This is a genomic window from Chelatococcus sp. CO-6 (assembly GCF_001271345.1).
Taxonomy (GTDB): domain Bacteria; phylum Pseudomonadota; class Alphaproteobacteria; order Rhizobiales; family Beijerinckiaceae; genus Chelatococcus_A; species Chelatococcus_A caeni.
Window position 1 is genome coordinate 1211862 of the sequence record NZ_CP012398.1, and the last position, 14440, is coordinate 1226301.

General features: G+C 70.2%; 9 protein-coding genes. 3 read left to right on the forward strand and 6 right to left on the reverse strand.

Annotation, left to right across the window (positions count from 1 at the left end):
* Positions 1-52: 52 nt before the first annotated feature.
* Positions 53-475: a large conductance mechanosensitive channel protein MscL gene (gene mscL, locus AL346_RS05720; RefSeq protein WP_019400206.1), complete on the reverse strand. Its 423-nt coding sequence runs from the start codon at positions 473-475 to the stop codon at positions 53-55.
* A gap of 210 nt (positions 476-685) precedes the next feature.
* Here mscL and AL346_RS05725 point away from each other — a divergent pair, with 210 nt between their 5' ends.
* The gene (locus AL346_RS05725; protein WP_053193376.1) at positions 686-4210 is read left to right on the forward strand and encodes a NahK/ErcS family hybrid sensor histidine kinase/response regulator; all 3525 of its coding nucleotides are present in this window, start codon (positions 686-688) and stop codon (positions 4208-4210) included.
* Positions 4211-4213: 3 nt separating this feature from the next.
* Here AL346_RS05725 and AL346_RS05730 read toward each other — a convergent pair whose 3' ends face one another.
* The 5 genes from AL346_RS05730 to AL346_RS05750 form a co-directional block, all read right to left on the reverse strand.
* On the reverse strand, positions 4214-4834 hold the full coding sequence (locus AL346_RS05730) for a 2-hydroxychromene-2-carboxylate isomerase (protein ID WP_019402547.1): 621 nt from the start codon (positions 4832-4834) through the stop codon (positions 4214-4216).
* A gap of 34 nt (positions 4835-4868) precedes the next feature.
* The gene (locus AL346_RS05735; RefSeq protein WP_019402548.1) at positions 4869-5459 is read right to left on the reverse strand and encodes a thioesterase family protein; all 591 of its coding nucleotides are present in this window, start codon (positions 5457-5459) and stop codon (positions 4869-4871) included.
* A 146-nt stretch (positions 5460-5605) separates the two neighbouring features.
* Positions 5606-7822: a 3-hydroxyacyl-CoA dehydrogenase NAD-binding domain-containing protein gene (locus AL346_RS05740; RefSeq protein WP_053193379.1), complete on the reverse strand. Its 2217-nt coding sequence runs from the start codon at positions 7820-7822 to the stop codon at positions 5606-5608.
* A 7-nt stretch (positions 7823-7829) separates the two neighbouring features.
* Positions 7830-9038 (reverse strand): acetyl-CoA C-acetyltransferase, encoded by a 1209-nt coding sequence (locus AL346_RS05745; protein WP_019402550.1) that lies wholly within the window; start codon positions 9036-9038, stop codon positions 7830-7832.
* 129 nt (positions 9039-9167) lie between these two features.
* Positions 9168-10958 (reverse strand): acyl-CoA dehydrogenase C-terminal domain-containing protein, encoded by a 1791-nt coding sequence (locus AL346_RS05750; protein WP_019402551.1) that lies wholly within the window; start codon positions 10956-10958, stop codon positions 9168-9170.
* A gap of 276 nt (positions 10959-11234) precedes the next feature.
* On the opposite strand from AL346_RS05750, the gene AL346_RS05755 reads away from it, so the two are divergent.
* Both AL346_RS05755 and AL346_RS05760 read left to right on the forward strand, forming a co-directional pair.
* Entirely contained in the window at positions 11235-13280 is a 2046-nt protein-coding gene (locus AL346_RS05755) for a hypothetical protein (protein ID WP_156332697.1), read from the forward strand.
* 41 nt (positions 13281-13321) lie between these two features.
* The gene (locus tag AL346_RS05760) at positions 13322-14338 is read left to right on the forward strand and encodes a tetratricopeptide repeat protein (protein WP_053193395.1); all 1017 of its coding nucleotides are present in this window, start codon (positions 13322-13324) and stop codon (positions 14336-14338) included.
* Positions 14339-14440 lie beyond the last annotated feature (102 nt).

The following is a 14440-nucleotide window of genomic DNA, read 5'->3' on the forward strand; positions in this document are numbered from 1 at the left end:
AACCGATCAAACTTCATGAAGGATGCGCAGGCGAGGGCCGCCGCGCACGCCCTCAGACGCTCCGGCTCCTGAGGAGGTCGCGGATCTCGGTGAGCAGCTTGACGTCCGCCGGCGGCTCGGGAGCCGTCTCCGGCGCCTTCTCCTGCTGGCGCTTCAGCCGGTTCATCGCCTTGACGACCATGAAGAGCACCCAGGCGATGATGACGAACTTGAGCGCGATGGTGAGGAAATTGCCCCAGGCGAGCACCGCCCCCTGCCTCCTCGCCTCCTCCAGCGAATTGGCCGTCACCTCGGATGCGAGCGGCAGGAAATAGTTGGAGAAATCGAGCCCGCCGGTGATGGCGCCGACGATCGGCATGATGATGTCGTCGACCATCGACGACACGATCGCGCCGAAAGCCGCGCCGATGATGACGCCGATGGCGAGGTCGACGACATTGCCCTTGAGCGCGAATTCCCTGAATTCCTTCAGCATCCTGCCCCTCCCTGCCGAAAGCGATGCAGTGTCGTGATGCGCCGCAGGTTACCGCAAGCGCGCAGGCGATACACGGGGAAATTGCAGATCCTGCACCATCGGCCGCCACCCGCGGCTGCGCTTTAGTCCAATGGCCTTCGCCGCGCGGGGGCGGTAGGCTCCCCGAAGGTCGCGCGGCGCGACCGGATGTCGTTGGAGGCGTCGTCGGACATGCTGGCCGGCTGGGTGGTCGTTCTCGCAGCCCTCGTCTATCTGTGCGGTCTCTTCGCCGTCGCCCATGCCGGCGACACCTTCGCCCGGGGCGTGATGGACGGGCGCATGCGCGCCACGATCTACGCGCTTGCCCTCGCGGTCTACTGCACCAGCTGGACCTTCTTCGGCTCGGTCGGCCTCGCCGAGCGCTCGGGGCTCGATTTCCTCACCATCTATATCGGGCCCATCCTCGTCATCGGGCTCGGCCATCGCCTCGTCGGGCGCATCGTGCAGCTCGCCAAGGCGCAGAACATCACCTCGATCGCCGACTTCGTGGCCGCGCGCTACGGCAAGAGCGACCGCGTCGCCGCACTCGTCGCCGTCATCGCCGTGGTCGGGGCCGTGCCCTACATCGCCCTGCAGCTCAAGGCGGTGTCGTCCTCGCTCGAGGTCTTCCTCGCGGCCACGGAAGACCACGGGCTCGGCCGCTCGATCTTCGGCGACCTCGCCCTCCTCGTCGCCGGCGTGCTCGCCGCCTTCGCCGTCGCCTTCGGCACGCGCCAGATCGATGCGACGGAGCATCACGACGGCCTCGTCCTCGCCATCTCGCTCGAGAGCGTCGTCAAGCTCTTCGCCTTCCTTGCCGTCGGCTTCTTCGTCACCTTCTGGATGTTCGACGGCCTCGGCGAGCTGTGGCGGCGGGCGGGCGAAGCCGCGGATCCCGGCATCATCTCGCGCACGTCCGAACCGGTGAGTTTCCTCACCCTGACGGTGCTCGCCGCCGGGGCCGCCATCCTGTTGCCGCGCCAGTTCCACATGACGATCGTCGAGAACCGGCACCCGGCCGATATCCGGCGCGCGGCCTGGATGTTCCCGCTCTATCTCGTCCTCATCAATCTCTTCGTCATCCCCATCGCGCTCGCCGGCGAGGTGATCTTCCCGCGCGGCTCCATCGACTACGACATGACGGTGCTGGCCCTGCCGCTCCACGACGGCGCGGTGCTGATGGCGCTCGTCGCCTTCATCGGCGGCCTCTCGGCCGCCACCGCCATGGTCATCGTCGATTCGGTGGCGCTCGCCATCATGATCTCCAACGACCTCGTCATGCCGCTCGTGCTGCGCCGGCGCGGGCGCCGCGGCGAGGACGAGCGGACGGATGCGGGCGACCTCGGCCGCTTCGTCGTCATGGTGCGGCGCATCGCCATCGTCGCCGTCATCCTCTTCGCCTATGTCTATTACCGCGCGTCGGGCGAGGCGGCGCTCGCCGCCATCGGGCTCCTGTCCTTCGCCGCGGTGGCGCAGATCGGCCCGGCCTTCTTCGGCGGCCTCGTCTGGCGGCGCGGCACCGCGCTCGGCGCGAGCGCCGGCCTCGCCGCCGGCTTCGCCATCTGGGCCTATACGCTGCTCCTGCCGAGCCTCGCCGGCAGCGAGGGGATCTGGCACGACCTCGTCCGCAACGGGCCCTTCGGCCTTGCCGCCCTCAGGCCCACGGCCCTGCTCGGCACCGACCTGCCGCAGCTTACGCACGGCGTCGTCTGGAGCCTCGCCGTGAACGTCGCCGCCTATGTCGGCTTCTCGCTCATGCGCCCGGCCAACCCGATGGAGCGGCTGCAGGCCAACGTCTTCATCGCCCGTGACAGCGCGCCCATGGCCCAGGCCTTCCGCCTGCGCCGCTCGGCCGTCACCGTCGACGACCTGCGCTCCACCGTCGGCCGCTATCTCGGCACGGAGCGCACGGACGCCGCTTTCGCGAGCTTCGCCGCGAGCCGCGGCGTCACCCCAAACGGCAGCGCCGAGGCGGACATCCACCTCCTGCGCTTTGCCGAGCACCTGCTCGCCTCGGCCATCGGCGCGGCCTCCTCGCGCCTCGTGCTGTCGCTGCTGCTGCGCCGGCGCAACGTCTCCACCAAGGCGGCCCTCAAGCTGCTCGACGACGCCTCGGCGGCCATCCAGTACAACCGCGACCTGCTGCAGCATGCCCTCGACCACGCGCGGCAGGGCATCACGGTGCTCGACAAGGACCTGCGCCTGATGTGCTGGAACCGGGCCTTCCGCGAGCTTTACGACTTGCCGGAGGAGCTCGTGCACGTGGGCGTCGGCCTCGAGGAGATCGTGCGCTTCAACGCCGAGCGCGGCTCCTACGGCAAGGGCAATCCGGACGACCTCATCGCCGCGCGTCTCGAGAGCTTCGTCAACGACACCGAGCCGGTCCGGCTGAGGCTCTATCCCTCCGGCAAGGTCATCGAGATCCGTTCCAACCACCTGCCCGACGGCGGCCTCGTCACCACCTACGCCGACATCACCGAGACCGTCGGCGCCGAGGAGGCGCTGGAGCGCGCCAACGAGACGCTGGAGCGGCGCGTGCGCGAGCGGACGGAAGAGCTCATGCGCCTCAACGAGGAGCTGCGCGGCGCCAAGGCCGCCGCCGACGAGGCCAATGCCTCCAAGACCCGCTTCCTCGCCGCCGCCAGCCACGACATCCTGCAGCCGCTCAACGCGGCGCGCCTCTATGCCACCTCGCTCGTCGAGCGCGACCGCAAGTCCGGCGACGCCGCGCTCGCCGAGAACATCGACGGCGCCCTCGACGCGGTGGAGGAGATCCTCACCGCCCTCCTCGACATCTCCCGCCTCGACACCGGCGCGCTCAAGGCCGAGCCGTCGCTCTTCCGGCTCGACGACATGTTCCGCGCCCTCAGGCGCGAGTTCGGCCCGATGGCGCGCGAGAAGGGCCTCGAGCTTGCCTTCGTCAACACCTCCGGCACGGTCAGGACCGACCGGCGGCTGCTGCGCCGCCTTCTGCAGAACCTCATCTCCAACGCCATCAAATATACGCCCACCGGCAAGGTGCTCGTCGGCTGCCGCCGGCGCGGCAACGGGCTGCGCATCGAGGTGTGGGACACGGGCCTCGGTATCCCGGCCTCGAAGCAGAAGGTGGTCTTCCGCGAGTTCCTGCGGCTCGAGCAGGGCGCCCGCGAGGCCCGCGGCCTCGGCCTCGGCCTCTCCATCGTCGAGCGCATCTCGCGCGTGCTCGACCACCCTCTGTCGCTGCGCTCGATCCCCGGCCGCGGCTCGGTCTTCTCCGTCGAGCTGCCGCTCGTCACGCCGCTGCCGGCGGGCCCGGCCGCCACCGAGGTGGAGCCCGCGCCGGCAGCACCGCTCAATGGCCTCGTCGTCCTCACCATCGACAACGAGAAGCAGATCACGGAGGGCATGCAGGTGCTGCTCGGCGGCTGGGGCTGCACCGTCCTTGCCGCGTCCGGCCTGAAGCAGGCGCAGGACGTGCTGCGCCGCAAGGGCACCCGGCCGGACGTCATCATCGCCGACTACCACCTCGACGAGGGCGACGGCATCGAGGCGATCGTCGCCCTGCGCTGGAAACTGGCGCGCGAGCTGCCGGCGGTGCTGCTCACCGCCGACCGCTCGCCCTCCGTGCGCGCCGAGGCCGCCGCCAAGGACATCCACGTGCTGCACAAGCCGCTGAAGCCGGCGGCCCTGCGCGCGCTGCTGACGCGCTGGAAAGCGCTCAGGATCGCCGCGGAATAGGGCTCAGACGTCGCTCGAATAGGCCGGCCGACCGCTCGCCAGCATGTCGGCGACAAGGTCGATCCGGTCCTGACCCCAGAATACCTCGCCGTCGACCACATAGGACGGCGAGCCGAAGACGTCTGCCGCGAGGGCATCGGCGATGTTGCCGGCATAGGTGGCCTTGGCCGCCTCTCCGTGCGCACCCGCCAGCATCGCCCCGGCATCGACGCCGACCTCCGCCGCGATCGCCGCCAGCACCGCCTCGTCCGCGAGGTTCTCGTCCCGCGCCCACACGCCCGCGAAGGCGCGCGAGGTGAAGGCCGCCGGATCGATGCCCGCCGCCTGCAGGGCGATCACGCAGCGGTCGGCGAGCGACACCTCGAAGGGCCAGAACTTCGGATGGATGTTGAGCGGCACGCCCCGCTTCTCGCGCCAGCGCTGCAGCTCGACGAGCCGGTAGCGCTGGCGCACCGGATGGCGCCTGGCGAGCGGCAGCCCGCCCGTCTCGGAAAAGACCTCGCCGAGGAAGACGGGCTTGTAGGTGACGGCGCACCCGTGCCGCTCGGCCGTGGCGAGGAAGGGCGCGTGGCCGAAATAGGCCCAGGGGCTGACGAGGGAGAAGTAATAGTCGATCTTGCGCATGCTGCCGGGCCTCCCGATTCCATTCGGGGACAGGTTAGCCGCCCGGTGCCTCGATGCCAGCCCGCTTCGGCGCATGCCGGGCTGCGTTTTTCATCGCCTCCTCCGCAGCGATGAAGGCCCTGACCTCCTCCGGCGGCTCGGGCGAGGCGGCGCTGACGCCCACCGTCTCGAGCAGCTGCGCCACGGGCACGAAGGCCTTCGCCCGGCGGTCGTAGAGCCCGCCGCGCAGCAGCGCGACGGCTGCCACCATCTCCTCGCCGCGGCGGTTGCGCGCGATGAAGCGCTGCTCCATGACGAACCAGCTGTCGGACCACGCGACGATGCGGCTGTCGAGCCGGAAGCGGCGGAACAGCCGCAGCTCGCGCCGGTAGCGGATGCTCGCCGCGGACAACACGGGCGTCCATTTGTTGGCGAGCACCGCCCGCCACAGCCCGCTGCGCAGGAGAAGGTCCATGCGCCCGAGATCCATGAGCGTGAGATAGCGGCCGTTGTTCATGTGGCCGTTGGTGTCGAGATCGAGGAGCCCGACGCGGAACGACAGGCGCGAGACGCCGTCGGGCATCGCGAGCCGCTCGCGGAACGGCGTCGTCAGGAGGAGCCAGAGAAGGCGCAGCCAGAGGTTCATGGAAAATAGCCGCCGGGCTATGACACCTGCATCGCGGCGTCATGCCCGCGCTTGTCGCGGGCATCCACGCCTTTGCGGGCTGAGCAACGACAAGGGCGTGGATGGCCGGGACACGCCCGGCCATGACGACCCTACGCTACCTTCTCTTACGCTGCCTTCTTCCGGGCCGGTTTCTCGGCGGGCGCCGCATAGAAGCTCGTGCGCTCGCGGGCCATGCGTACCAGCAGGCGGCAGGGCTTGAAGCGCTCGCCGTGCTTCTTCGCCAGCGCCTTGGCGAGGTCGACGAAGGCGGCGACGCCCATGCCGTCGATGTAGGACAGCGTGCCGCCGGTGAACGGCGCGAAGCCGAAGCCGAGGATGGAGCCGACGTCCGCCTCACGCGGGTCGGTGATGACCTTCTCCTCGACCGCCCGCGCCGCCTCCAGCGCCTGCGCCACGAGGAAGCGCTGCTTCAGCTCCTCGATGTCGATGGCGTCGGGGTCGAGCTTCGTCTCCTGCAACTCGGCAAGGCCCGGCCACAGGCGCTTCTTGCCGCCTTCGGGATAGTCGTAGAAGCCCTTGCCGTTCTTGCGGCCGAGGCGGCCCTTCTTCTCCACCATCTCGACGAGGAGCTTCTCCTGCGCCGGGTCGATGGCCTCGGGGCCTACCTGCGCCTTCGTCGCCTTGAGGATCTTGAGCGCAAGATCGAGCGCCACCTCGTCGTTGAGCGACAGCGGGCCGACCGGCATGCCCGCCATGCGCGCCACGTTCTCGATCATGGCCGGCGGCACGCCCTCGACGAGCATCTGGTGCCCCTCGCGCACATAGGCCATGACGCAGCGGTTGGCGTAGAAGCCGCGCGCATCGTTGACGACGATCGGCGTCTTCTTGATGGCACGCACGTAGTCGAGCGCCACGGCGAGCGCCCGATCGCCCGTCTTCTTGCCGAGGATGACCTCCACCAGCATCATCTTCTCGACCGGCGAGAAGAAGTGGATGCCGACGAACTGCTTCGGCCGCTCGGAGTTCGCGGCAAGGCCGGTGATCGGCAGGGTCGAGGTGTTGGAAGCGAAGATGGCGCGCGGGCGCATCGCCGCCTCCGCCTTGGCGATGACCTCGGCCTTGACCTTCGGGTCCTCGAACACCGCCTCGATGACGAGGTCGCAGTCCTTCAGGAGGCCGTAGTCGTCGCTCGGCGTGATGCGGGCGAGCAGCGCCTCGCGGTCGGCCGTCTTGGCGCGGCCCTTCATGATCTGGTCGCTCATCAGCTTGTGCGAATGGGCCTTGCCCTTCTCGGCAGCCTCCACGCTCTGGTCGATGAGCACGACCTCCATGCCGGCGAGCGCGGTGACATAGGCGACGCTCGCCCCCATGAAGCCGGCACCGATGACGCCGACGCGGCGCAGCTTCGCCTGCGGCACGTCCGCCGGCCGGCGGGCGCCCTTGTTGAGCTCCTGCATGGAGACGAAGAGCGTGCGGATCATCGCCGCAGCCTCCTTCGAGCGCAGGATCTTCGCGAAGTAGCGGCTCTCCACCTCGAGCGCCAGGTCCATCGGCAGCTGCAGGCCCTCGTAGACCGCCTGCAGGATGGCCTTCGCCGCCGGATAGTTGTCGTGCGTCTCGCGCCGGTAGATGGCGTTTGCCGCCGGCCACACCTGCATGCCGGCAGGCGAATAGACGCGGCCCGACGGATTCTTGAACCCCTTCTCGTCCCACGGCGCCACGGCGCTGCCGCCGGCGCGCAGCCATTCCTTCGCCGTCTCGACGATCTTGTCGCGCGGCGCCACGGCATGGACGAGGCCCATGTTGCGCGCCATCAGCGGGCGGATCTGCTCGCCCTTGAAGAGCATCTGCAGGGCATCGCCCGTCTGCATCAGCCGCGCCACGCGCTGCGTGCCGCCGGCGCCCGGGAAGAGGCCGACCTTGACCTCCGGCAGGCCGACCCGCGTCGCATCGACATCCGAGACGACGCGGAAGTGGCAGGCGAGCGCCAGCTCGAAGGCGCCGCCGAGGCACACGCCGTGGATCGCGGCCGCGAACGGCTTGCCGCAGGTCTCCAGCCGCCGGTAGAGCTGCGACAGCTTGCGCGATTCGGCGAAGAAATGGGCGACGGCCGCCTCTTCGCCCTTCGTCCTGGCGAGCTTCGCATAGTCGGCGCCGAGGCCCTGCAGCATGGTGAGATCCGCGCCGCCGGAGAAGGCTTCCTTGCCGGAGGTGATGATGCAGCCCTTGATGGCGGCATCGGCCGCCACCGTCTCGATGATGGCGGAGAGCTCCTCCATCACCTGAGGCGTGATGACGTTCATCGAGCGGCCGGGCATGTCCCAGGTCGCGACCGCGATGCCCTCGGCGTCGGTCTCGAAGCGGAAGTTCTCGAACTTCATCTTGTCCTCACACCCGTTCGATGATGGTGGCCGTGCCCATGCCGGCGCCGATGCACAGCGTCACCAGGGCCGTCTCCTTGCCGGTGCGCTCCAGTTCGTCGAGCACCGTGCCGAGGATCATGGCGCCCGTGGCGCCGAGCGGATGGCCCATGGCGATGGCCCCGCCGTTGACGTTGACCTTGGCCGGATCGAGTTCGAAGGCCTGCATGTAGCGCAGCACGACGGAGGCGAAGGCCTCGTTGATCTCGAAGAGGTCGATGTCGGCGATGGTCATGCCGGCGCGCTTCAGCACCTTCTTCGTCACGTCCACCGGCCCGGTGAGCATCAGCGCCGGCTCCGAGCCGATGTTGGCGAAGGCGCGGATGCGCGCCCGCGGCTTCAGGCCGGCCGAGCGGCCGGCCTTGCGCGAGCCGACGAGCACGGCCGCCGCCCCGTCGACGATGCCGGACGAATTGCCGGCGTGGTGCACGTGGTCGAGCGCCTCGACCTCGGGATGGGCATCGATGGCGACGGCTGAAAAGCCGCCCATGTCGGCCATCTGCACGAAGGAGGGCTTGAGCTGGCCGAGCGTCTGCATGTCCGTGCCCGGCCGCATGTGCTCGTCCTTGTCGAGGAGGACGATGCCGTTGACGTCGGTGACCGGCGCGACGGAATTCTTGAAATAGCCCTTCTCCCAGGCCTTGGCGGCGCGTTTCTGGCTTTCCACCGCATAGGCGTCGCAGTCGTCGCGGTTGAAGCCGTATTTCGTGGCGATAAGATCGGCCGAGACGCCCTGCGGCATGAAATAGGACTTCACCGCGATCTCCGGCTCGACCGGCCAGGCGCCGCCCGAGGCGCCGATGCCGACGCGGCTCATGGATTCGACGCCGCCGCCCACCACCATGTCGTGCTGGCCGGACATGACCTGCGCGGCGGCGAAGTTCACCGCATCGAGGCCGGAGGCGCAGAAGCGGTTGATCTGCACGCCGGGCACATGGTGGCCGTAGTCGGCATTGAGCGCCGCCGCGCGAGCGACGTCGCCGCCCGCCTCGCCGACCGGATCGACACAGCCGAGCACCACGTCGTCGACGAGGCGCGTGTCGAGGTCGTTGCGCTCGCGCAGCGCCTTGAGCGCCGTCGTCGCGAGTTGCAGCGTCGTCACCTGGTGCAGCGCACCGTCCGCCTTGCCGCGGCCGCGCGGCGTGCGCAGATGGTCGTAGATGTAAGCGTCAGGCATGAAGGCCTCCCGGCATTGGGCTCTCCTCCCCTTGGGGAGGAGCAGGGCTTGGGGTGGGACCGGCAGAGCCCGGCGTCCAACCCCGCTCGCTTGGCTCACTGCGCCTCTCCGCAATGGGAGAGGTCGAACTCAGAACATCTCCGCCGGCAGCGCCATCATCGTGTCGGCACCGGATGAGATCCGGGCAAGATGCGCCGCGCTCTCCGGCATCGTCCGCTCCATGAAGAAGCGGCCGGCGAGCAGCTTCGCCTCCATGTCCGCCGCATCGCCGCCGTTCGCCTTCTTCGCGAGCGCCGTCCTGGCGATCTGCGCCCACATGTAGCCGAGGGCCACGAGCCCGAAGAGATGCATGTAGTCGTAGGACCCGGCGCCCGCATTGTCGGGCTTCGCCATGGCGTTGTTCATGAACCACATGGTCGCCTGCTGCAGGTGGCCGAGCGCGGCCTCGAGCGGCTTCACGTAAGGCGCCATGGCCTCGTCGCCGGCATGCTCCTTCACGAAGCCGCCGACCTCGTTGAAGAAGGCCATGATCGCCCGCCCGCCGTCGCGCGGCAGCTTGCGGCCCACGAGGTCGAGCGCCTGGATGCCGTTGGCACCCTCGTAGATCATGGCGATGCGCGCATCACGCACGAACTGCTCCATGCCCCACTCGGCGATGTAGCCGTGGCCGCCGAACATCTGCTGCGCCTTCACCGCATTGTCGAAGCCGACATCGGTCAGGACGCCCTTGAGGACGGGGGTGAGCAGGCCGAGCTGGTCGTCCGCCGCCTGCTTTTCGGCCGCATCGCCCGAGCGATGCGCGACGTCGCTCTTCAAGGCCGTCCACAGCACGAGCGCCCGCGCCGCCTCGTTGAAGGCGCGGATGGAGAGGAGGTTCCGCCGCACGTCGGGATGGACGAGGATGGGGTCGGCCGGCTTGTCCGGATCCTTGGCGCCGGTGAGCGAGCGGCCCTGCAGGCGCTCGCGCGCATAGGCGACGGCATTCTGGTAGGCGACCTCCGACTGGGCGAGGCCCTGGATGGCGACGCCGAGCCGCGCCTCGTTCATCATCACGAACATGGCGTTGAGGCCCTTGTTCTCGGCCCCGACGAGCCAGCCCTTGGCCCCATCGTAGTTCATGACGCAGGTGGCGTTGCCGTGAATGCCCATCTTGTGCTCGATGGAGCCGCAGGACACGCCGTTCGCCGCGCCGAGCGAGCCGTCGCCATTAACGAGCCGCTTCGGCACCACGAAGAGCGAAATGCCCTTGGTGCCCTCCGGCGCGCCCTCGATGCGGGCGAGCACCAGGTGGACGATGTTTTCGGTGAGATCGTGCTCGCCGGCCGAGATGAAGATCTTGGTGCCGGTGATGGCATAGGAGCCGTCGCCGTTCGGCACCGCCTTCGTCTTGATGAGGCCGAGGTCCGTGCCGCAATGCGGCTCCGTGAGGTTCATGGTGCCGGACCAGGTGCCGGCGATCATGCTCGGCAGATAGGTCTTCTTCTGTTCCTCTGTGCCGTGGGTCATCAGCGCCGCGATGGCGCCCATGGTCAGGCCCGGATACATGGCGAGCGCCATGTTGGCCGAGGAGGCGAATTCGTTCATCACCGCGGCGAGCGTATAGGGCAGGCCCTGGCCGCCGTAGTCCGGATCGGCCGCGAGCCCGATCCAGCCGCCCTTGGCGAAGGCGTCATAGGCCGCCTTGAAGCCCTTCGGCGTCGTCACGCGCCCGTCGTCGTGGCGGGTGCAGCCTTCGAGATCCCCGGTACGGTTGAGCGGCTGCAGCACCTCCTCGCACAGCTTCGCGCCTTCCTGGAGAATGGCCTCGATCAGGTCCGGGCTCGCCTCGGCGAAGCCCGGCAGATTGTTGTAGCGCTCGATCCCGAAGACGTCCTCGAGCAGGAAACGGACATTCTCGACTGGTGCCTTGTAGCTCGGCATTCCGTGGCTCCTCCCGCGTTGCGCCCACCCGGCAACCGCCGGCGGCGCGGCGGGCAGGGCACATCATGGTTCACATATAAACCATCTCGGCGCCTTTCGAAAGGGCGTGCGCCGTTCCGCTTTCATCGCGCTGCCTTCCGGTGCCCCGTGCGCCGCGGGCAGGCGGCATGCGCATCCTGTCTGTTATGGTTAACGGCTTCTTTACCATAATCAGGAGAATTTGACCCACCGGCAGCATCGCGCAGGACGTGCCTGCGGCAGCGCAGTGGGATCACGATGGCACAGACCGCCCCCTGGAGTGTGAAGGGCATCGACCCGCAGGCGCGGGACGCGGCCAAGGAGGCGGCGCGCAAGGCGGGAATGACGCTCGGCGCATGGCTCAGCACCGTCATTGCCGACCAGGCGGCCGACGGCGACAGCGGCACGCCCCCGCCAGGACGGGATTCCCTCGCCGCCGTCAGCGAGCGCCTCGCCCGGTTTGCCCGCGAGCACACGCAAACCGCCGCGCCCCCGCGCCGTCCCCAGGCCGGCGCCGGTCTCGACATGCCGAGCCTCGACGAGATCGTGGCCCGCGTCAGCGAGCGCAGCCTCGCCGAGACGCGGGCTGCCGCGGCCCGCACGGCCAGCGCGCTTGATTCGGTCGCCCGCTGGATGGAGCGCACCGAGACGCACGTCGCGGAGAGCGCGCGCGCGATGGCCGACCGGCAGGACGAGACGGCCGGCGCCATCGGCAAGGCCCTCATCGCCATTGGCCGGCGGCTCGGCGACATCGAGCAGCACCTCGCCGCCGACAGGGCACCCAATGTCGCCCCGCGCTGGCATGAGGATGCCGACGCGCTGCGCGACGCGCTCGACGATGTCGGGGAGCGGCTTGAGGCCATCGCGGCCACGGCCGGAGATGAAGCCGGCGAGGAGGAGACCGTCGGTCCGCTGATGTCCGAGGAACGGGCGGCCCGCCGGCGGCTCGAGGCGGCCGTCGCCGAAATCCGGCGCCGGCAGCGCGAGCTCGACAACAGCCCGACCCTCGGCGAGCGCTTCGCCGCCATGAACCGGCGGCTCGACGAGCGCCCGCGCCGCAACCACGCACCGATCGCACGAGAGGCCGCGGCGCACGACCGCACCGCCCCGAGCCTCGGCGAAGAGGCCATCATCGTCCGGCTGGAAGCCCTGTCGCGCAAGATCGACGAGGCCTTGCGGCCGGTGGCGGCGATGCCGATCGGCGACGTCCTCGCGCGCCTCGACCGCCTCGACGAGCGCCTGGAGCAGCCCGCCGCTGCGCCCGACCTGGCGCGCATCGAAGGCATGATCCACGCCTTGACGGCACGCATCGAGGAGGTGCGCACCGCCGAGACCGACACGGCCGGCCTCGACGCCCTCGAGCGGCAGATCGGCCAGCTCGCCGAGCGCATCGATGCGGTCGGCGCGGCGCCGGCCCTTGCCGAGCGCGAGCGCATCGCGCACGGCATGGCCTCGCTCGAAAGGACGATGGCCGATCTCCTCGCCGACATGCGCCACCAGCTGCGCGAGGAGATGCGCGAGCTGCAGGACGGCACCGCCGAAGCCATCGAGCAGGCGGCCCGGCGCGCGGCCGAGGCGGCCCGCACCGCGCTGCCCGATGCCTATGAGGCCGTGCCCGCCGAGATCGGCCAGCTCAAGCGCGACCTCGCCGAGCTGAAGACGACCCAGGCGAGCACCGACCTCCGGACGCAGGACACGCTGGAAGCCGTGCACGAGACGCTGGAGCGGATCGTCGACCGGCTCGCCCTGCTCGAGGAGGACATGACGGACGGGCCCTCCGCAACGGGCGCCCCGTCGCGCCTGTCCGAGGACGATCCGGCCGATTCGGTCGAGTTCGAGGACCTGCGCACCAGCCTCGACGCCCTGCTCAGGGCCAACGAACCTTCCCGCAGCCGGGGGACGAGGTCGCACCGCCGGCGCGCCCGGCTGCAGCCGATGCGCCGACGCCGCGCGCCGCCCTCGCCGCGCTCCTCGCGGCGCAGCCGGCAGAGGACGCCCCGCCTCCAGCGAAGGACGCGAAGCCCGCCGCGCCGGCGTTCGATGAGGCGCCCACCGCAGCGGTCAAGGCGAGCTTCATCGCGGCGGCCCGGCGGGCCGCGCAGGCTGCCGCGGCGGAAACGGCCGCCGCGCTGCCGGACACCACCTCGCGCGCCAGGGAGACCGAGGCCGCCGAAAGGACCGAGGATCCCGTCCACGCGCTCCGGGCCGAGCCGCGGCCGACGGCGGCCACGCGCCGCAATGCCACCGCTTCCCCGGTCGCGCGGCTCAGGAACGGCGTCGCCGCCCGGCGCAAGCCCCTGCTGATCGGCCTCGCCGCCATCGTCATCGCCGTCGGCGCGGCGCAGGTGCTGAGCGGCCTCGCCGGCAAGTCCCTCCCCACCGGCGACGCGGAACCCGCAGCGGCCCATGACGCCACCGCGCCCGCTCCGCGGGAGGAGGCCGAGGCGCCGTCGTCTCGGCCGGCGCAGGCGGACGCTCCCGCCCCCGACGCCTTCAACCCTTTCGCCGCCAACCCCTTCGCGCCCGACACCGGCCCGGCGACGACGGGCTCCCTCCCGGCGACCCCGGGCATCCCCGACAGCGCGCCGCCTGCCCCCGCGCCGGAGCAGAATTCGCGCCTCGACGAGGGCCTGCCGCCCTCCCTTCTCATCCCGCCGAGTTATGTCGCCGACCTGCCGGCGGAAGGCCTGCCCGCCCCGTTGCGCAAGGCGGCGGCTGCGGGCGAGGCCGCCGCCGTCTACGAGGTTGCGACCCGCCTCGCGGAAGGCCGCGGCGTGCCGCGCGACGTTGCCAAAGCCGCCCGGCTGTTCGAGGCCGCGGCGACGGGTGGCCTCGTGCCGGCGCAATACCGCATCGCCAGCCACTACGAGAAGGGCATCGGCGTCGCGCGCGACGTCGGCACGGCGCGCATGTGGTACGAGAAGGCGGCCGAGGCCGGCAACGCTAGGGCGATGCACAATCTCGGCGTGCTCTACGCCGAGGGCATCACCGGCAAGCCCGACTATGAGACAGCCGTGAAATGGTTCAGCAAGGCGGCCGAGTTCGGCGTACGCGACAGCCAGTTCAACCTCGCCGTCCTCCTCGCGCGCGGCCTCGGCACCGAGCGCAATCTCGTCGCCTCCTACACCTGGCTGTCGGTCCTCGCCCGCGACGGCGACAAGGACGCCGCCGCCAAGCGCGATGAGCTCGCCCGCAGCCTGACGGCGAGCGAGCTCGCCATCGGCAAGGCGGCCTTCGCCCGCTGGCAGGTCAAGGTGCCCGTCCGCGCCGCCAACGAGGTGCCCGCGGGCGGCTGGGAGCTGAGCGCCGCCGCCCCGTCGCCGGGGGCGCAGAAGCCCCCCGGAAAAGTGTCGCGGCTCTGACGGCTACTGCGCGACCCGGTGCCTTCCGCACGGCGACCAAGGGGTCAGTACACGGCCCTGTGCACAACCGTAGCTGTCATGCCTTGGTTTTGACCCCACGTT

Coding starts and splice junctions, on each gene's coding strand:
- mscL (WP_019400206.1), bottom strand. CDS start 475: ATGCTGAAGGAATTCAGGGAATTCGCGCTCAAGGGCAATGTCGTCGAC.
- AL346_RS05730 (WP_019402547.1), bottom strand. CDS start 4,834: ATGCGCAAGATCGACTATTACTTCTCCCTCGTCAGCCCCTGGGCCTAT.
- AL346_RS05755 (WP_156332697.1), top strand. CDS start 11,235: ATGGCACAGACCGCCCCCTGGAGTGTGAAGGGCATCGACCCGCAGGCG.
- AL346_RS05740 (WP_053193379.1), bottom strand. CDS start 7,822: ATGAAGTTCGAGAACTTCCGCTTCGAGACCGACGCCGAGGGCATCGCG.
- AL346_RS05735 (WP_019402548.1), bottom strand. CDS start 5,459: ATGAACCTCTGGCTGCGCCTTCTCTGGCTCCTCCTGACGACGCCGTTC.
- AL346_RS05745 (WP_019402550.1), bottom strand. CDS start 9,038: ATGCCTGACGCTTACATCTACGACCATCTGCGCACGCCGCGCGGCCGC.
- AL346_RS05725 (WP_053193376.1), top strand. CDS start 686: ATGCTGGCCGGCTGGGTGGTCGTTCTCGCAGCCCTCGTCTATCTGTGC.
- AL346_RS05750 (WP_019402551.1), bottom strand. CDS start 10,958: ATGCCGAGCTACAAGGCACCAGTCGAGAATGTCCGTTTCCTGCTCGAG.